The following is an 18,286-nucleotide window of genomic DNA, read 5'->3' as shown; positions in this document are numbered from 1 at the left end:
ATAACTCCTGGCTGCGGAGTGATTGCGTGCGCCGCCCAGCCCTCTCACAGCTTTGGCACCGCGGTCGCACCGATTTGCACTGCTATGGTGCCAATTGATGTCAAAGCAGACCGGGAAGGGGCACGGAAGGCCTACGGGAAAGCCGGGAATACCCATGGTGGCAAGGGCGACGCCCGGTGATCCACTGTGCCCACCATCCGCTCACCGGTCTGGGTTGCGGCAACTCCCCATGCAGGAAGAATGCCGCGCGGCGGTCGGGAGGCGCTCTCAGAGCGCCGCCAGGCGCTCGATATCCGCCCGCACCGCCGCCACCGAATGCGCGAAATCCCGGCGCTCGCGGTCGTCGAGCTCAAGCTCGACCACCCGCGCGAGACCGCGCTCGTCCAGTACACAAGGCACACCCATGGCGATATCGCGCTCGCCGTATTCGCCCTCCAGCAGTGCCACGCAGGGCATGAGCCGTTTGCGGTCGTTGCTGATGGCGTCCACCATCGCCGCCACCGCCGCCGCCGGCGCGTCGTAGGCGCTGGAGTTCTTACGTAACGCCAAGATCTCCGCGCCACCCTTGCGGGTGCGCTCGATGATGGCCTCGAGCCGCTGCGGCGCAATGAACTGGCCCACCGGCACGCCGTTGATGGTGCAATAGCGCGGCATGGGCACCATGGTGTCGCCGTGGCCGCCGAGCACGATGGTGGTGATGTCCAGTGCCGAGAAGCCGGTCTCCTCGGCGATGAAAGCGGCCATGCGCGAGGCGTCCAGCACGCCCGCCTGCCCGAATACCCGCGAGCGCGCCCAACCGGTGCGCTGCGCGATGCGATAAGTGAGCGTGTCGACGGGATTCGACACCACCAGCACGCGCGCGTGCGGCGCATGCGCCAGGATGTGGTCGGTGACCTCGTCGATGATCTTGACGTTCGCCGCCAGCACATCCGAGCGCGACATACCGGGCTTGCGCGGAAAGCCCGCGGTGACCACCACGAGATCCGAGCCCGCCATGATGGCCGGGTCGTTGCTGCCGGTGAGGCGGCAGTCGAACTCGAAGAAGGGCGCGGTCTGAAAAATATCCAGCGCGACACCCTCGGGGACGTCCTCGCGCACGTCGTAGAGCGCGATTTCGCGGCAGAGCTCTTCTTCGGCCAGGATCTGGGCGGTGGTCTCACCGACCCGTCCGGCGCCAACGATACTGATTTTCTGCACGGCAGCTCCTCCGGTTGGTGGCCCGACAGTCGCCGCGGGTCGGGCGTTGGTGTTATGGGCGCGGGACGCGCCGCCCTCCGGTCGCCAGCACTCAACCCCGGGCATGGGCCACGGGACGCCGCTCAGTTGGCGGGCTTGGCCGGTGCGACGCCGCTCGCCACGGCCGCCGCAGCCACGGCCGGCGCCACCCGCTCCCGCAGCCTTGGGTCGAAGGGCTTGGGGATGATGTACTCCGGACCGTGCGTGAGGGCCTCAAGGCCGTAGGCATCCAGCACGGACTGCGGCACAGGCTCGTGGGCGAGATCCCTCAGGGCATGGACGGCGGCGATCTGCATGTCCTCGTTGATGCGCGAGGCGCGGGCATCGAGGGCGCCGCGGAAAATGAACGGGAAGCCCAGTACATTATTGACCTGATTCGGATAATCCGAGCGGCCGGTGGCCATGATCAGGTCATCGCGCACGCCCCAGGCGATCTCCGGGCGGATTTCCGGCACCGGGTTCGATAACGCGAACACGATCGGCCGCGGTGCCATGGTCGTGAGCATATCCGGCGGCAGCAGATCAGGCCCGGAGACGCCGATGAAGACGTCGGCGCCGTCCAGCGCCTCGCGCATGGTGCGCTTGTCGGTGTCCGCGGCGATGCCGAATTTGAACGGATTGAGATCGCGACGGCCGGTGTGGATCACGCCCTGGCGGTCGATGGCGAAGATGTTGTTGCGGTGTGCGCCCAGGGTCATCAGCAAACGGATGGACGCGATGCCGGCGGCGCCGGCGCCGAGCACGACGATACGTGCATCCTCGAGGCGCTTCTCCTGCAGCGCCAGCGCATTCAACAGTCCGGCGGCGATGATGATCGCCGTGCCGTGCTGGTCGTCGTGAAACACCGGTATATCCAGTTCCTCGACGAGGATTTGCTCGATCTCGAAGCAATGCGGCGCGGCGATGTCCTCGAGGTTGATGCCGCCGAAGGTGGGGGCGATACGGCGGACCGTCTCGATGAACTCCTGCGGATGGCGCGCGTGCACTTCGATGTCGAACACGTCGATATCCGCGAAGTGCTTGAACAGCACCGCCTTGCCCTCCATGACGGGCTTGCTCGCCAAGGGCCCGACGCCACCGAGACCGAGCACCGCACTGCCATCGGTGATGACCGCCACCAGATTGCCCTTGTTGGTATAGCGGTAGGCCGCCGACGGCTCGGCGGCGATACGGCGCACCGGCTCGGCGACGCCCGGCGTGTAGGCCAGTGAGAGATCGCGCTGGGTCGTGGCGGGCTTTTTGATCTCGATGGCCGTTTTACCCGGAACGGGCTCGGCATGGTATTCAAGAGCCGCCCGATTCAGGTCGGCATCGGAATCGGCGAAGCGCTCGGTGTTCGACATATCGGGGTCTCAGGTCGGTGGGGCTCGAAGCGACCGCGCGAGGCGCGTGGTCGCACAGATTCGGGTGGCCGAGGGGACGGGCGCGGGCCCGGAGTCACGCCGGCACCGCGACCTTGAGCGCCCCATGTTGACGGTCAAAGGGCAAGCATGTCCCCATCGACGCAGGAGCGCAAGGTAGCCGCAACAATTGGCACTATTGCGGGGGCCGATAGCCCGACTGCCCGCGCCCTGTTGGGCGCCGGCCATGCGGCACCGACAGGATAGCCACGGCCTGTGCTTCGGGATGCCGTCGTTGAGCGCGATGCAGGGATGCGGGTTTGCTGCATGCGCATGCATGCGCGGTTGCAAACAGACCGGGGGGAGTGGCGTGGGCGCCTGCGACGGAGGCCCGGCGGGTGCTCAGGTGCCGGACCCGTATGCGCTCGGGGCGCCGGTGGGGGGATGCGGCCGCGTCAGCGCCCGTAACGACGCCGGAACTTATCCACACGGCCGCCGGTGTCGAGAATCTTCTGCTTACCGGTGTAGAACGGATGGCAGGCAGAACAGACTTCGACGTGCAGTTCTTCGCCGTGGGTGGAGCGGGTGGTGAAGCTGTTGCCACAGCTACACACGACCTTGATGTCCTGATAGTTTGGGTGAATGTCGGCTTTCATGGCTCTGCGCCCCGGGCTCTGTGCCCTGATGGTTGCCCCTCGCGGTGGCCTGAGGCGGCACGCAGAGGCGGCACGGACAAAAATCGATGATGACCGACCGCACCACAAGTCCGGCCGGCGATAAACCGTGCAGGATACGCCGGCTGCGGCAATGCTGCAACAGCTCCCGGCGAGCCTTGGCGTCAATCCCCGGCGAAGCCCGCCACCAGGTCGTTCAGGAAGCGCTGCCCCAGCGCCGTCGCCGCGAGCCGCTCGGGCGCCGGCGCCAGCAGACCGGCCCGGGTCAGCCGCGCACGGGCCGCCGCCAGCCGCTCAGGCGGCAGCCCGGTGCGAGCCGTGAACAGCGCCGTTTCGACCCCATCCACCAGGCGCAGTGCGTTCAATGCGAACTCGAGCACCAGGTCGGCGTCGTCGAGATGACGACGGCCGCCGGCCTGCTGCGGCCGCGCCAGGTAAGCCGTCGGCGAGCGCTTACCGCTACGCCGCTCCACCGTCCCCGTGGTCACATCCGTGAGCTTGCCATGGGCGCCGGCGCCGATGCCCAGATAGTCACCGAAGCGCCAGTAGTTGAGGTTGTGGCGGCAGCGGCGTCCGTCCCGGGCATAGGCCGACACCTCGTAGCGCCCATAGCCGGCGGCCGCCAAATGCTCGGCGCCCTGCTCGGCCATCGCATCCAGGCTGTCGTGGTCCGGCACCGGCGGCGGCGCATGCGCGAAGGCCGTGTTCGGCTCCAGCGTGAGCTGGTAGTAGGAGATGTGCTCGGGCGCCAGCGCCAGGAGCGCATCCAGATCGGCGCGGGCCTCGGTGAGGGTCTGCAGCGGCAGCCCGAACATCATGTCCAGATTGATGTTCTCGAAGCCGGCGAGGCGTGCCGCGGCGACGGCGGCGCGGGCCTGCTGCGGGTCATGGATGCGCCCCAGCGCCTGCAGGTGAACCGCCGACAGTGACTGCACGCCGATGGACAGCCGATTCACGCCGGCCTCGCGGTAGGCACGAAAATGACCAACATCCACGGCACCCGGATTGGCCTCCAAGGTGATCTCCGCGGCGGCGCTGAGCGTGCAGCGGGCACGAATGCCATCCAACAGCCGAGCGATGGCGGCACCGGAGAACAGGCTCGGTGTGCCCCCGCCGATGAAAATCGAGCTGATCGCCCGCTCGGTGACCGCCGCCCCGCGCTGGCCATCGAGATCCGCGAACAGGGCGTCCAGGTAGGCGTCCTCTGGCAGCGGGCCAGTGACACGGTGGGAGTTGAAGTCGCAATACGGACACTTGCGCACACACCAGGGCAGGTGGACGTAGAGGGCCAAAGGCGGCGCGCCAGCGGGAAACCAGCGCCGGCCGCTCGGCGCCCGCCCGTCGACGGCGCTCAAGCCTGATCCCGCGCCTGCAGGTAGGTCAGCTCCGAGATGGCACTCCAGACCTTCGCCTGTTTCAGGAACTTCTGGTACGAGGCAAAGGTTTTGCGGGAGAAGGCGTCCTGCTCGGCGATTTCCGCCACCACTTCGTCGGCGAGCGCGCGCAACGTGTCGAGGACGTCGCCGGGGTATTTGCGCAGCTCGACGGCGTGCTCGTTGAGCAGCGTCTGCAAGGCCGCCGGATTACGCGCCGTATACTCGGCGAGCATATCCTGGTTCACCACCTTGCAGGCATTCAGCACAATCGCCTGCAGATCCTTGGGCAGTCCATCGAAGGCCTGCTTGTTGATCATCGCCTCCAGCACCGTACCCGGTTCGTGCCAGCCCGGGTAGTAATAATACTTGGCAGCCTTGTACAGACCGAAGGCGAGATCATTGTAGGGACCCACCCACTCGGTGGCATCGATGGCACCGGATTGCAGCGATGTGAACAACTCGCCGCCGGGCAGATTCACCGGCGTGCCGCCGGCGCGCTTCAGCACCTCGCCGCCGAGACCCGGAATGCGCATCTTCAGGCCTTTGAGATCGGCCACGGCGTTGATCTCCTTATTGAACCAGCCACCCATCTGCACGCCGGTGTTGCCGGCGGGTGCTGGCACCAGGCCGAACTCGGCATAGAGCTCGCGCCAAAGCTCCAGCCCGCCACCGTAGTACATCCAGCCGTTCATTTCCTGCGCCGTCAGGCCGAAGGGCACGGTGGAGAAGAACTGCGCGGCCTCGCTTTTGCCCTTCCAGTAGTAGGCGGAGCCGTGGCCCATCTCAGCGGTGCCGCGGGACACGGCATCGAACACCTCGAAGGCGGGCACCAGCTCGCCCGCACCGAACACCTTCACCTCGATACGCCCGCCGCTCATCTCGCCGATGATCGCCGCGAGCTTGTTGGCGCCCGTCCCCAGGCCCGGGAAGTTCTTTGGCCAGGTGGTCACCATCTTCCATTGGTGCTGGGGCTTGGCCCCGGCGCCGGGGGTCGCCAGCGTGGCGCCGACGGCGGTAACACCGGCGGCGCCGGCGATGAAGATGCGGCGTTGCATGGCATGCTCCTCGTCGTGATGTCTTATGGAAATCAGCCCACCGCGTCGAGCCGGGCGTAGGCCAACACCAGCCATTTGGCACCGACGGACTCGAAATTGACCTGGATGCGGGCCTGGGCACCGGAGCCCTCGGTGCTCAGCACCACGCCCGGGCCGAACTTCGGATGCACCACCTGCTGACCGAGACGGAAACCGCCGTCGCTGACCGCGGCGGCGGCGTCAGCCACTGGCCGGGCGACGCCGCCGCCGCGGACTTCTTCCACCAGCGCCGCCGGCACCTCCCGCAGGAAGCGCGACGGCAGAGGGTATTCCTCACGGCCGTGCAGACGGCGGCTCTCGGCGTGGGTGAGATAGAGGCGCTGCATGGCACGGGTCATGCCCACGTAACAGAGCCGGCGCTCCTCTTCGAGCCGGGCCGGGTCGTCCGCGGACATGCTGTGCGGGAAGAGCCCCTCCTCCACGCCGGTGACGAACACCACCGGGAATTCGAGCCCCTTGGCACTGTGTAGGGTCATGAGCTGCACGGCGTCCTGGGCGTCATCCGCCTGGGCATCGCCGGCCTCCAGCGCCGCGTGGGCGAGGAAGCTCCCGAGCAGATCGCCCTCGTCGTCGCCGGCTTCGGCCGCGAAGCGGCGGGTGGCCTCGCCGAGCTGCTCCAGGTTCTCGATACGCTCCACGCCGCGACCGTCGCGCTCCTTCTTGTAATGCTCCGCCAGGCCGACGGCGGCGACCACTGCGCCGGTGAGCGCCGCCAGGTCCGTCGGCGGCTCGACATCCGCCGTGACGTCGCCAGCGGCCCTTGCGCGCAGGCCGTCCACCAGTTCAAGAAAGCGGCGCACGGCGCCGCGGGCGCGCGGTGGCAGTGCACCGCCGCCCACCACCTGCTGTGCCGCCGACCATAGCGAGACGCCGGTGGCGCGGGCCTGCTCGCGCAGGACGTCGAGGGTGCGCGGACCAATGCCCCGGGGTGGCAGATTCACCACACGCTCGAAGGCGCCGTCATCGTGGACGTTCACCAGCAGGCGCAGATAGGCGAGGGCGTCCTTGATCTCGGCGCGCTCGAAAAAGCGCTGGCCGCCATAGACACGGTAGGGAATGCCGGCCTGAATCAGCGCTTCTTCGAACAACCGGGACTGGGCGGTGGTGCGGTAGAGGATGGCGCACTCGCCCCGGGCCATGCCCTCGTCCACGCAGTAGCGGCGGATACGCTCGACGACGAAGCGCGCCTCGTCCACCTCGTTGAAGGCGGCATAGCGACGGATGAGCTCGCCGGCGCCGTCCTCGGTCCAGAGGTGCTTGCCGAGCCGGCTCGGATTGTTGGCGATAAGCGCGTTGGCGGCGCCCAGGATGTTGCCGGTGGAGCGGTAGTTTTGCTCCAGGCGCACGACCTCGGTGTTGGGATAGTCCCGCTGGAAGCGCTGGATATGCTCCACCTTGGCGCCACGCCAGCCGTAGATGGACTGATCATCGTCCCCCACCAGGAACAGGTTGTCGCGCTCCCCCGCCAGCAGTCGCAGCCAGGCGTACTGAATGGCGTTGGTGTCCTGGAACTCGTCCACCAGAATGTGCCGGAAGCGCTCGCGGTAGTGGTGCAGGATGTCCGGGCGGTCCCGCAGCACCTCATGCGCGCGCAGCAGCAGCTCGGCGAAGTCCACCACCCCGGCACGCTCACAGGCGTCCTGGTAATGGCGGTAGATGTCGATCATCTGATGCTGGTAGAAGTCGCCGCCGGCATCGATGTTCTGGGCGCGGCGACCCTCGTCCTTGTGGCGATTGATGAAGCCCTGCACCTGCCGCGGCGGCCAGCGTGCCTCATCCAGCGCCAGCTCCTTCAGGAGCCGCCGCACCAGGCGGTATTGATCATCGGCGTCCAGGATCTGGAACTGCTGCGGCAGCCGGGCGTCCTGCCAATGGGCGCGCAGGAACCGATGCGCCAGCCCGTGGAAGGTTCCCACCCACATGGCGCCGATGGGCTGGGCCAGCAGGCCCTCGATGCGCTGGCGCATCTCCCGCGCGGCCTTGTTGGTGAAGGTCACCGCCAGCAGCGCGAAGGGCGGCACCTGCTCCACCTGGATCAGCCAGGTGATACGGTGCACCAACACCCGTGTCTTGCCGGAGCCGGCGCCGGCGAGCACCAACCGGTTGCCGGCGCCGGCGGCAACGGCGGTGCGCTGGGCCTCGTTCAAGGCGTCGAGAATCGAAGAGACGTCATCCATCGCGCCATTGTATACCCGTCGCATCTCGGTTTTCGCTTTCTGTGGGCTGGGTTGCGGCTGGCGGGAATCTCGACAGCAGGGATGCTGTCGTGAAGCCTACAAGGACGTATTCACGGCGTCCCCCGCCAGCTGCAACCTGGCCCGCAGACGCCTGCGCCGGACATTGACATCCGCCGGGTATACCGCGTGTGCTGCCCAATGCAGCCCGGCGGCAGCACACGCTTGGCCCCCCGGCGCCCGAGCGCATTGCTCGCTGTCAGGGGGCCTGTAGTATGCTGCGGGCGCGCCCGCGGTGGCGATGTGGGCCGGCTGTCCCGGCCGGACCCGATCCGCCAGCATCGGGTGCTGCCCATCCGGTGCTCGCGCCCGCGTCGCCGCGAGGGCCCAACAGGCGCCACGAACGCACGCCGGGGCGTCCCGCCCTGCCAGGAGAGCGCCCAAGCTGCGGCGCGCGTCCACCGTCTCGACACCACCAAAGCCCGGAATCCTGCCCTGTGAGCGAGCTCAAGAACGACACCCTGCTGCGCACCCTGCTGCGCGAACCCGTCGATTACACCCCTGTGTGGATGATGCGCCAGGCCGGGCGCTATCTGCCGGAATACCGCAAGACCCGGGCACAAGCCGGGAGCTTCATGGATCTGTGCCGCAACTCGGAACTCGCCTGCGAGGTGACCATCCAGCCCCTGGAGCGCTTCCCGCTGGACGCCGCCATCCTCTTCTCCGACATCCTGACGATCCCGGACGCCATGGGGCTCGGCCTCGATTTCGCCGAAGGCGAGGGGCCGCATTTCGAGCATCCCGTGCGCACCGCCGCCGACGTAGAGCGCATCCATGTGCCAGACCCGGAGGACGAGCTGGGCTATGTCATGGACGCGGTCCGCGTGATCCGCCGCGAGCTCGCCGGCCGGGTGCCGCTCATCGGCTTCTCCGGCAGCCCCTGGACGCTGGCCACCTACATGATCGAGGGCGGCACCACCAAGCACTTCGCGCTCAGTAAGGCGATGATGTTCGACCGTCCGGACCTCATGCACGCACTGCTCGGCAAGGTGGCGGACGCCGTCACCCAGTACCTGAATGCCCAGATCGCCGCCGGCGCCCAGGTGGCCATGGTCTTCGATACCTGGGGTGGCGTGCTCACGCCCGGCGACTTTCGCGAATTCTCTCTACGATACATGGAGCGCATCGTCGAGGGCCTCACGCGCGAAGCCGACGGCCGTCGCGTGCCCGTGGTGCTGTTCTCCAAGGGCGCCGGTCAATGGCTCGACCGCCTGGCAGAGACCGGCTGCGATGCCCTCGGCGTCGATTGGACCACCGACCTCGCCGACGCGCGCCGCCTGGTGCAGGACAAGGTTGCCTTACAAGGCAACCTGGACCCTTGCACCCTGTATGCGTCGCCGACGCGCATCGAGCGCGAAGTGGGGCGGGTGCTGGCCAGTTATGGTGCCGGCAACGGCCATGTGTTCAATCTCGGCCACGGCATCCATCCGGACACCAATCCGGACCACGCCGCAGCCATGGTGGAGGCCGTGCACAGGCTGAGCCGTCCGTATCACGCCACCGCCTGATCCCGCAATGTCCGGCTCACACCGCGAGCAATCCGTGGCGGCGGCTGGCGGAGATGGTGCCATGGCGTCCCCCAAGGGCCACGCGCCCGCCGGCAAGCACCGAACGCCCGGGCGTGACGGGCACAACCTCAGCGCCCGGGCCGCACCAAACCACCCAGGCCGATCTCCTCCAGCGCGTCCATCAACAATGCCCGTACGCAAGCGCCGCGCTCGCACCGCAGCGCACGGCCCAATAGCTCACGGGCGCGGGCCCGGCTGATGCTCCGCACCACGCCTTTGACCCGTAACAGGCTGCCCGCGCCCATGCTCAGGCTGTGCACACCAAGCCCCAACAACAGCGGTGTGGCCCGAGGATCGCCGGCCAGCTCGCCACAGACACTCATCTCGCAGCCATAGGCGCGGGCAGCAGCCGCCACCTGCATCAACGCCCGCAGCACCGCGGGATGAAACTCATCGTAGAGCGCGGCGACACGGGCGTTGTTGCGGTCCACGGCCAGCAGATACTGGGTCAGATCGTTGGTGCCCACGGACAAAAAGGACACTCGCTGCGCCAGCGCGTCCGCCTGATAGACGGCCGCGGGCACCTCGATCATCGCCCCCACCGGCGGCAGGCGCACGGCGTGACCCTCTTCCTGGAGCTCATCGCAGACACGCTGGATCGAGGCCAGGGCGTCGTCCAGCTCGTCCACGTGGGTGATCATCGGCAGCAGGATCTGCAGATTGTCCAGGCCCACCGCCGCGCGCAGCATGGCCCGTACCTGCGTCATGAAGATCTCCGGATGATCCCCGGTGATGCGAATGCCGCGCCAGCCGAGAAACGGATTGCCTTCAGCCACCGGAAAATAGGGCAGAGGCTTGTCGCCGCCCACGTCCAGGGTGCGGATCGTCACCGGCCGCGGCGCGAAGGTTGCCAGGACCTGTCGATAATGCTCGCGCTGGGTCTCTTCACTGGGGAAGCGATCGCGCACCAGAAACGGCAGCTCGGTGCGGTAGAGTCCGACACCCGCGGACTCGTCGATCCCGAGGGGGCGCTGCTCCAGCACCAGCCCCGTGTTGAGGTACAACGGTAACGCGAAGCCATCCGTGGTCTCGGACGGCAGGCCGCGCAGGGCTTCGAGCTCCGCCGAGAAGGCCCGCTCTTCCACCGCCAGCCGGCGGTACTCGGCGGCGACGGCGGCGGAGGGCTGCACATAGACCCGGCCGCGGTAGCCATCGACGATCATGGCGCAGCCTTCGAGCCGGTTCACCGCCAGCTCCAGCACGCCCACGGCCGCCGGCACGCCCATGCCGCGGGCCAGGATCGCCACATGGGAAGATGCGGAGCCACGGCGACTGACGATGCCCGCCAACGCCGCCCGGGGGACAGCGGCGATCTGCATGGCGCTGATCTCGTCGCCAACCAATACGGTCTGCGCCGGATAGTCTGACCGCGGCGCGGCGCCCTGCTGCAGGCGCAACAACACTTGGCGACCAAGGTCGCGCACGTCCGCACCGCGCTCGCGCAGATAGGGATCATCCACGCGATCGAACTCCGCCAGCAGCTCGGCGACCGTCGCCCGCAGCGCGCCCTGCGCCCAGTTGCCGGCGTGGATGCGCTGGATCGTATCGGCGACGAAGCTCTCGCTCTCCAGCATCAGGCGCCAGGCATCGAACAATGCCTGGTCCTCGTCGCGCAGGGTCCCGCTCAGGCGCTCCGCCAGTCGGGCAATGTCCGTGGCGACGCCCGCAACGGCGGCGCGGAAGGCGTCGACTTCGGCGCCGACGCTTGCGGCTGGCTTGTCTGGCACCGCATCGAGGTCGGCGGGGGCATACACGACGAATCCGGTGCCAATGCCGACCCCCGGTGCCGCAGCGATGCCCCCCAGGAAATGGTTCGGCAGCCCGGGCTGCTGGAGCTGCGCCAGCTCGCCGCCGCGACGCGCCAGGGCGATGGCGGCGGCGAGCTGCACCGCCAGGGTGACGACAAAGGTCACCTCGTCATCATCGAAGCGGCGCGCCGACCGCCGACGCAGCACCAGTACGCCGAGCACGCGTCGATGCTGGATGATGGGCACGCCGAGGAACCCATGGTAGGGCTCCTCGCCGCTATCATTGACGGTGAGATAGCAGGCATGGGTATGCGCATCGTCGAGGTTGACGATATCCGCCCGCTCGGCGGCGCGACCGACGAGCCCACGATGCAGGGGGATGCGTACTCGACCGACCGCCGCCGGCGGCAGGCCGTCGGTGGCCATGAGGACGTGCTCGCGCCGGGCGCCGTCGGTGAGGTAGACGGAGCAGACATCAGCGCCGATGGCCTGCCTCACCTCGCAGACCACGATCGCCAGCGCCGTATCCAGCGCTGGCGCCCGATCCACCGCCTCGATGATGCGCCGCAGCGTCGTGAGCATAGTCGGAGTGTTGCGCGGCCGGCGATCCTGCGCCTGGCACGGGCGCGGCGTCAGCGCCGGCGCTGGCGCAGCTGACTGGCCATCTGCGGTGCACGGTGCCGGCCCCCGGGCTTGGGGGACTCGCCGTGTCGTGCGCCGTCGGTCTCGCCGGGCTCGGTGGGGCGCACCGGCCGTTGCGCATGCTCCGGATAGAGCAGAGGCGCCAGTTCCTCCAGCGCCTGGGCGTAGACATGGCGCTTGAAGTACACCACCTCACGCAGTGGGTGCCAATAGCGCACCCAGCGCCAGGCATCGAACTCCGGTTTCTCGGAGCGATCGAGACAGAAGGCGTTTTCGCCGCAGTCGACGCGTAGCATGAACCAGATCTGCTTTTGGCCGATGCAGGTGGGCCCGCAACGCCGGCGAATGAAGCGCCGGGGCAGCCGATAGCGCAGCCAACCTTGGGTGCAGCCGAGCACCGTCACTTGATGCGGGCACAGGCCCACCTCTTCTTCCAGCTCCCGATACATGGCCTGTAAGGGGGTTTCGTCGGCGCGGATGCCACCCTGTGGAAACTGCCAGGCGTTCTGGCCGATACGCCGACCCCAGAACAGTCGGCGCTGCTCGTTGCTGAGAATAATACCGACGTTGGGGCGAAAACCTTCCGGGTCGATCAAGGTGGCGTACCTCGTTGAGCCAACCGGCATTTTTCCACACTCGCCGGCAACCGGGCAAATCCACTGGTATTTCAGTCTTTGCTGATGCTTCGGTCTTCGGCTACCTTGAGCAGCATCCGTCCGGAGACCCGTTGCAGCATGCCACTCGCCATCTTCGATCTCGACAACACCCTGCTCGCCGGCGATTCGGACTACCTCTGGGGCCAGCACCTGGTGGCCCGCGGCGTGGTCGATGGCGACGCCTACGAGGCGGCCAACGCCCGCTTCTACGCCGACTACAAGGCCGGGCGCCTGGATATCGACGCCTTTCTCGCCTTTGCGCTGCGCCCGCTGCGCGAGCACCCGCCCGAGGTGCTGCTGCGCTGGCGCCAGGAGTTCGTCGAGCAGCACATCGCCCCGCTGATCCGCCAGCCGGCGCTGAACTTGGTGGCACGCCACCGCGCGGCCGGCGATACCCTGTTGGTCATCACGGCCACCAATGCCTTTGTGACCGCCCCCATCGTGGCGCGCTTCGGTATCCCGCATCTCATCGCCACGGAGCCAGAGCGCGACGGTGCTGGCTTCACCGGCCGTGTCGCCGGCACCCCAGCCTTTCGCGAGGGCAAGGTCAGCAGGCTCGTGAACTGGCTCGCAGAGCACGACGCGAGCCTCGTCGGCAGCCATTTCTACAGCGACTCCATCAATGATCTACCGCTGCTGGAGCGCGTCGACCATCCGGTGGCGGTGGACCCGGATCCGTTGTTGGCGGCCGCGGCCCAGCAGCACGGCTGGCCGGTGATCTCACTACATGGCGGAGCAACCTGAGCCCGCGACACGCCCTGGCATTCACCTTTCTGTCATTGTTTCCTCACGCTGCCGCAACACCGGTGGGCTAAGTTACGCCCTCGACCCGAGGGTTCAGCCGCGGGTCCCATGGTTGCGCGAGGTGAGCTCATGGGGGTCAACGCGTCCGCGCTCCCGGTACGACGGGGCGCACGTCTGTATGTGGAACTGGCGGCGGGGCCGCAGGCGGTACGCCAGGCGCAAGCGTTGCGTTATCGTGTCTTCGCCGAAGAACTGGGCGCCAAGCTCACACATGAGCATGGCGCCACGGCGCTCGACGCCGACGCGTTCGATGCATACTGTCACCACTTGTTGGTGCGGGACACGCGCACCGACACCGTGGTGGGCTGTACACGACTTTTGAATGGCGAGACGGCCCGGCGGACCGGAGGCTTTTACGCGGAGACCGAATTCGATCTGGGCGCCATCTCCGCACTACCCGGCAAGCTCTTGGAGGTGGGTCGCACCTGCATCTCCGCCGACTGTCGTCAGGGCGCCGCCATCGCCGTGCTTTGGTCGGGCATTGCAGGCTATATTCAGCTCCACAACATCGATTACCTGTTCGGTTGTGCATCGGTGCCACTGGGTGAGGGTGACGTACAGGCGGCGGCGATCATGAATCGCATACGCAGACAGGCCATGGCAGCGCCGAGGCTCCGGGTCACACCCAAGCTGCCACTGCTGCGCACCGACGTCCCTGAGGCCGTTTTGGACGCACCGCTGCCGGCATTGCTGAAGGCTTATGTGCGCTTGGGTGCGCGCGCCTGCGGTGAGGCCTGCCGCGACCCCGATTTCAACGTGGGCGACATCTTGATGCTGCTGGATCTCGGCGAGCTGAATGCGACCTACGCCCGCCATTTTCTCGAGCGTGTCAGCGAGCATTGAACAGCGCGAAACGCCTGCTGCTGAAGCTGATCCCGAGGCTGATCCCGATCTGGCGGGCACTGCGCCTGGGCGAGCACCTGCTCACCGGGGCGATGCTCGGCGCCGGCGTGGCGCTGCTGCATCGCCTCAATGCGTCGCCGCCTTGGCTGTCAGCGCTGGTGGCCTGGTGGCATCGCCGGCTATGCCACTGCCTGGGGCTCAGCGTGAGCTGTCGGGGCAGCGCCGCTGCGGGCGCACTCGTCGCCGCCAATCACGTGTCCTGGCTCGACATCTCGGTGCTCGGCGGCGCGGCACCGATGCGTTTCGTCTCTAAAGCTGACGTGCGCCGCTGGCCGCTGGTGGGCTGGCTCGCTGAGCTCGCCGGGACGCTGTTTCTGCCGCGCGGCGCCCATCGGGCGACGAGCATCGCCCGGGAGATTGCCCTGCTGCTGCAGGCCGGTGAGCGTGTTGCGCTCTTCCCGGAAGGCACGACCGGAACCGGCCACACCCTGCTGCACTTCCATGCACGGCTGTTCGCGGCTGTCGATGCCAGCAGCATGCCGGTCCAGCCCGTGGCCATCCACTACGGCTGCGGCCCAAAACCGGATACGGTGGCACCCTTCGTAGGCGATGACACCCTGATCGCACACCTCGGACGCATCCTGAGGCATCCGCAGTTGTCGGTGACACTGACGTTCCTGCCTCCGGTGCTGAGCCCCACGGGCAGTCGCCGCGAGCTGGCGGAGGCCACGCGCACCGCCATCGATGACGAGCTGCGACGGCGCCGCCGCGGCACCGACGCGGCAACAGCGCAGGCAACCCCCCTTGCGGCGAAGGCCGCCTGAGCCTCTGCCCCCGGATCTGGAACATCGGTGCACCCATGGCGAACCCGAAGCAACCCGGCACGCGCATCGCCGTCGTCACCGAGACCTATCCTCCGGAAATCAATGGCGTCGCCAACACCATGCGCCAGCTCGTCGGCGGGCTCGCCGAACGCGGTCATCACGTGTTGCTGGTGCGCCCACGCCAGGCCGCCGACCGGGGAGTCCGGCCACCACGCGGGCACTTCCTGGTACCCGGCCTGCCGATCCCCGGCTATCGCGGCCTGCGCTTCGGCCTGCCGGTGTATTGGCGCTTGCGGCAGCTGTGGCTGCGGCGACGCCCGGAGGTGCTCTACGTCGCCACGCAGGGGCCGCTGGGCCATGCGGCGCTGCAGGCGGCATTACAGTCCTCCATTCCGGTGATCACTGGCTTCCATACCCAGTTTCACCAATACAGCCGCCACTATGGTCTGGGGCTGCTCACCCAGCCCATCGTCAACACGTTGAAGAGCTTCCACAATCGCTCCGACGCCACCCTCGTGCCGACGACGGCGCTGCGCAGCCAGCTCCGGGACGCCGGCTTTCGCAACGTTCATCTGTTCAGCCGTGGCGTCGACACCGGGCTGTTCGATCCCGTCCGACGCAGCCATGCACTGCGCCGAGAATGGGGCTGTGGCGCCGACGACGTGGTCGCCCTCTACGTGGGGCGCATCGCCGCCGAGAAGAACATCGGCCTCGCCCTCGACACCATGGACGCACTGACCGCACGCATTGGCAACATACGCTGCGTGCTCGTGGGGGACGGCCCCGGGCGCGCGCGCCTCGCCCGAAGCCACCCGGGCTATCGGTTCGTCGGTGCCCGCACCGACGAGGCGCTCGCCACACATTATGCGAGCGGCGATCTGTTTCTCTTCCCCAGCCTGACGGAGACCTTCGGCAACGTGGTCACAGAAGCCATGGCGAGCGGGCTGACCGTGAGCGCCTTCGACTACGCCGCCGCACACGAGCATATCCGCCATGGCACCAACGGCCTACTGACACCCTGCGGCGATGAGACCGCCTTCATGGACCAGGCACTGACGGCAGCCGCCGCGCCCGCACAACTGCGCGCCATGGGGAGGGCCGCACGCCAAACCGCAGAGTCCCTGAGCTGGCCGCAAGTCATCGCCAGCGTCGAGGAACGCCTCCTCGATGTGGTACGCGAGCGGCGCCCGGCGGCCACCGAAACGGTGCTCGGGCGCCCCGGTCCGACGCCATCGGGGAACGGCGTCTGAGATCAGGCGATCATGGCAGTACCCACGGCGGCCGGGGCGGGGAAAGGGCGGCGCCAGCGGGCTGGTTTGATACGACAGGGGGGTGGAGCGGCATCCCTGCCGCCGCAAGATCCAATACCGACGCCGCTCTGCGGGGTGCAGGAGCGGCGTGGATCGCGCCTTACTTCGCCTCGGGCTGGCTCGGCGCAGCGGGGGCCGCCGGCATGCCATAGGGGGCACCGTAAGGCGCGGCATAGCCGGGGTAACCATAGCCATACGGATAGCCATAGCCGCCGTAGTAAGGCTGACCGTAGCCGTAGCCGCGACCATAGCCGTAACCGCGGCCCCGACCCCAGCCACGACCGCCGCCGGACATGCTCATGTTGAAGTCGCCGTAGCCGTCGCCGAACATATCGCTGAACATGTCGCCGACGCCGTCGCCCCAGCCGGAGCCGTAACCCGGGCCACCCCAGCCCGGACCCCACCAGGCACTGGCGGAGGCGGAAACGCCCAGCAGGGCGGCGATGGCGGCGGCGGTAGCAAGCTTTTTCATCTGTAGTTTCCTCGTATTCTGGGTTAGCAAGCGCTGCGCGTTGTCTGCGACAGCAAGCACTATAATATTAGAATCTTCTAAAATACGAAATTTTTATTTTTAATTGACTCACATCAAATGATAGTCTTTGGCTATCGATCGCCGAAGGGCGTGCGGTACCCGTCAGGCATCCAGCAGGCGCATGGACAGATCCACCGCCTGCACACTCTTGGTCAGATCACCGACGGAGATGGCATCCACGCCGGTTTCGGCGATCTCCCGCAGCTCATCCAGCGCGACACCACCCGACGCCTCGAGCCATGCCCGTCCCCGGCTCACCGCCACCGCGCGGCGCAGATCGGCAGGGGAAAAATTATCCAGCAGCACCCGCTCGACTCCGGCGGTCAAAGCCTCCCGCAGCTGGTCGATGGACTCCACTTCGATCTCCACCGGCACCGCCGCCGGTACTCGCCGGCGTGCCGTCCCCAGCGCCGCAGCAATGCTGCCGGCCGCGGCGATGTGGTTCTCCTTGATCAGGACCGCGTCGTACAGTCCCATCCGATGATTGTGACAACCACCGCAGCAGACGGCGTATTTCTGCTCGCGGCGCAGGCCCGGCAGGGTCTTGCGGGTGTCGAGGATGCGCACAGGCAGACCAGCGACCGCATCGGCGTAGCGCCGCGCGCGGGTGGCTGTGCCGGAGAGCGTTTGCAGATAATTGAGCGCCGTGCGCTCTGCGGTGAGCAGGGCGCGCAGCGGGCCTTCGACCTCGCACAACCCCGCACCGGACGCCACTGCGTCGCCGTCGCCGGCGAGCCACTTCACGGCGACACCGGCATCGATGAGCCGAAAGCTTTGCTCGAACCAGGCTTGGCCGCAGAGCACCGCCGGCTCGCGGGTGAGCACCTGCGCGCGGGCCCGTTGGTGCGCCGGCAACAAGGCGGCGGTGAGGTCGCCGCTGCCAACATCCTCATCGAGGGCGCGCTGCACATGCGCACGGATGTGATCGAGGGGCGGCAGACAGGCGGAAAGTGCGGCGGGTGCTGACGCAACAGACATAACGGAACCTGCGGCGGTTGAAGACGTTGGCAAGCGACAGAGACCGCCGGTGCGGCGGCGGCGGGCTACCGTTGGTGCGGGCGCCCCCTGCCGCCGAGGCCATCCGCGTCGGGACCAGAGACGTCTGAGCCAGGCTCACCGACGATGACGCGTCGGCGCACAGCTGCAGCAGGGTGCGGGAGACGAATTCGGGCGTCGCCGTACCGCGACGGCGCCATCGCCGCAACGCGCCTCGGCTGAGAGCCGCCGACCGGGTTTCTCGAGCCGCGCGTACCGGGCGCTCGCCACGGCTGGGAGGTCTCTTTCTGCCGCCGTCGTCTATTATACCCGTCGCATCTCGGTTTTCGCTTTCTGCGGGCTGGGTTGCGGCTGGCGGGGGTCTCGACAGCAGGGATGCTGTCGTGAAGCCTACAGGGACGTATTCACG

General features: G+C 67.7%; 15 protein-coding genes. 5 read left to right on the top strand and 10 right to left on the bottom strand.

Features of this window, described 5'->3' with window-relative positions; genetic code table 11:
* Positions 1-267 precede the first annotated feature (267 nt).
* From mdh to uvrD, 6 genes are all read right to left on the bottom strand, one after another.
* Positions 268-1,197 (bottom strand): malate dehydrogenase, encoded by a 930-nt coding sequence (mdh, locus tag QZ588_RS08275; protein WP_295541645.1) that lies wholly within the window; start codon positions 1,195-1,197, stop codon positions 268-270.
* Positions 1,198-1,319: 122 nt separating this feature from the next.
* Positions 1,320-2,579, bottom strand: coding sequence for a malic enzyme-like NAD(P)-binding protein (locus QZ588_RS08270; protein WP_295541643.1), 1,260 nt, complete (start codon positions 2,577-2,579; stop codon positions 1,320-1,322).
* A gap of 452 nt (positions 2,580-3,031) precedes the next feature.
* Positions 3,032-3,232 carry a 50S ribosomal protein L31 gene (gene rpmE / locus QZ588_RS08265; RefSeq protein ID WP_295541642.1) on the bottom strand — a complete coding sequence of 67 codons (201 nt, stop codon included), beginning with the start codon at positions 3,230-3,232 and terminating at the stop codon, positions 3,032-3,034.
* 182 nt (positions 3,233-3,414) lie between these two features.
* The gene (gene hemW / locus QZ588_RS08260) at positions 3,415-4,605 is read right to left on the bottom strand and encodes a radical SAM family heme chaperone HemW (RefSeq protein WP_295541641.1); all 1,191 of its coding nucleotides are present in this window, start codon (positions 4,603-4,605) and stop codon (positions 3,415-3,417) included.
* Complete coding sequence (locus tag QZ588_RS08255) at positions 4,602-5,681, bottom strand: TRAP transporter substrate-binding protein (RefSeq protein WP_295541640.1); 1,080 nt, start codon at positions 5,679-5,681, stop codon at positions 4,602-4,604. Before QZ588_RS08255 ends, hemW begins: the two co-directional genes overlap by 4 nt.
* A gap of 32 nt (positions 5,682-5,713) precedes the next feature.
* Complete coding sequence (uvrD, locus tag QZ588_RS08250; protein ID WP_295541638.1) at positions 5,714-7,897, bottom strand: DNA helicase II; 2,184 nt, start codon at positions 7,895-7,897, stop codon at positions 5,714-5,716.
* Positions 7,898-8,391: 494 nt separating this feature from the next.
* Here uvrD and hemE point away from each other — a divergent pair, with 494 nt between their 5' ends.
* Complete coding sequence (hemE, locus tag QZ588_RS08245) at positions 8,392-9,462, top strand: uroporphyrinogen decarboxylase (protein WP_295541636.1); 1,071 nt, start codon at positions 8,392-8,394, stop codon at positions 9,460-9,462.
* A 128-nt stretch (positions 9,463-9,590) separates the two neighbouring features.
* On the opposite strand, the gene ptsP is transcribed toward hemE, so the two are convergent.
* Both ptsP and QZ588_RS08235 read right to left on the bottom strand, forming a co-directional pair.
* A complete protein-coding gene (gene ptsP, locus QZ588_RS08240; protein WP_295541634.1) occupies positions 9,591-11,852 on the bottom strand; it encodes a phosphoenolpyruvate--protein phosphotransferase in 2,262 nt (753 codons plus the stop codon).
* Between the two features lie 50 nt (positions 11,853-11,902).
* Positions 11,903-12,538 carry an RNA pyrophosphohydrolase gene (locus QZ588_RS08235; protein WP_295541632.1) on the bottom strand — a complete coding sequence of 212 codons (636 nt, stop codon included), beginning with the start codon at positions 12,536-12,538 and terminating at the stop codon, positions 11,903-11,905.
* A gap of 108 nt (positions 12,539-12,646) precedes the next feature.
* Between QZ588_RS08235 and QZ588_RS08230 the strand changes: the two genes are divergently transcribed.
* The 4 genes from QZ588_RS08230 to QZ588_RS08215 all read left to right on the top strand — a co-directional run bounded on the left by QZ588_RS08230 (position 12,647) and on the right by QZ588_RS08215 (position 16,289).
* Positions 12,647-13,312 carry an HAD family phosphatase gene (locus QZ588_RS08230; protein WP_295541630.1) on the top strand — a complete coding sequence of 222 codons (666 nt, stop codon included), beginning with the start codon at positions 12,647-12,649 and terminating at the stop codon, positions 13,310-13,312.
* 129 nt (positions 13,313-13,441) lie between these two features.
* Positions 13,442-14,215 carry a GNAT family N-acyltransferase gene (locus QZ588_RS08225; RefSeq protein ID WP_295541628.1) on the top strand — a complete coding sequence of 258 codons (774 nt, stop codon included), beginning with the start codon at positions 13,442-13,444 and terminating at the stop codon, positions 14,213-14,215.
* Complete coding sequence (locus QZ588_RS08220) at positions 14,212-15,039, top strand: 1-acyl-sn-glycerol-3-phosphate acyltransferase (RefSeq protein WP_295541626.1); 828 nt, start codon at positions 14,212-14,214, stop codon at positions 15,037-15,039. Before QZ588_RS08225 ends, QZ588_RS08220 begins: the two co-directional genes overlap by 4 nt.
* A gap of 35 nt (positions 15,040-15,074) precedes the next feature.
* Positions 15,075-16,289 (top strand): glycosyltransferase family 1 protein, encoded by a 1,215-nt coding sequence (locus tag QZ588_RS08215; RefSeq protein WP_295541624.1) that lies wholly within the window; start codon positions 15,075-15,077, stop codon positions 16,287-16,289.
* 160 nt (positions 16,290-16,449) lie between these two features.
* Here QZ588_RS08215 and QZ588_RS08210 read toward each other — a convergent pair whose 3' ends face one another.
* On the bottom strand, positions 16,450-16,821 hold the full coding sequence (locus QZ588_RS08210; protein WP_295541622.1) for a sulfur globule family protein: 372 nt from the start codon (positions 16,819-16,821) through the stop codon (positions 16,450-16,452).
* Positions 16,822-16,983: 162 nt separating this feature from the next.
* The gene (nadC, locus tag QZ588_RS08205) at positions 16,984-17,859 is read right to left on the bottom strand and encodes a carboxylating nicotinate-nucleotide diphosphorylase (protein ID WP_295541620.1); all 876 of its coding nucleotides are present in this window, start codon (positions 17,857-17,859) and stop codon (positions 16,984-16,986) included.
* Positions 17,860-18,286: the final 427 nt, after the last annotated feature.

The sequence above is a fragment of the uncultured Thiohalocapsa sp. genome, from assembly GCF_913062725.1.
Taxonomy (GTDB): domain Bacteria; phylum Pseudomonadota; class Gammaproteobacteria; order Chromatiales; family Chromatiaceae; genus Thiohalocapsa.
Note: the sequence above shows the minus strand (reverse complement) of the source record. Positions and strands in the feature narration are given on the sequence as shown.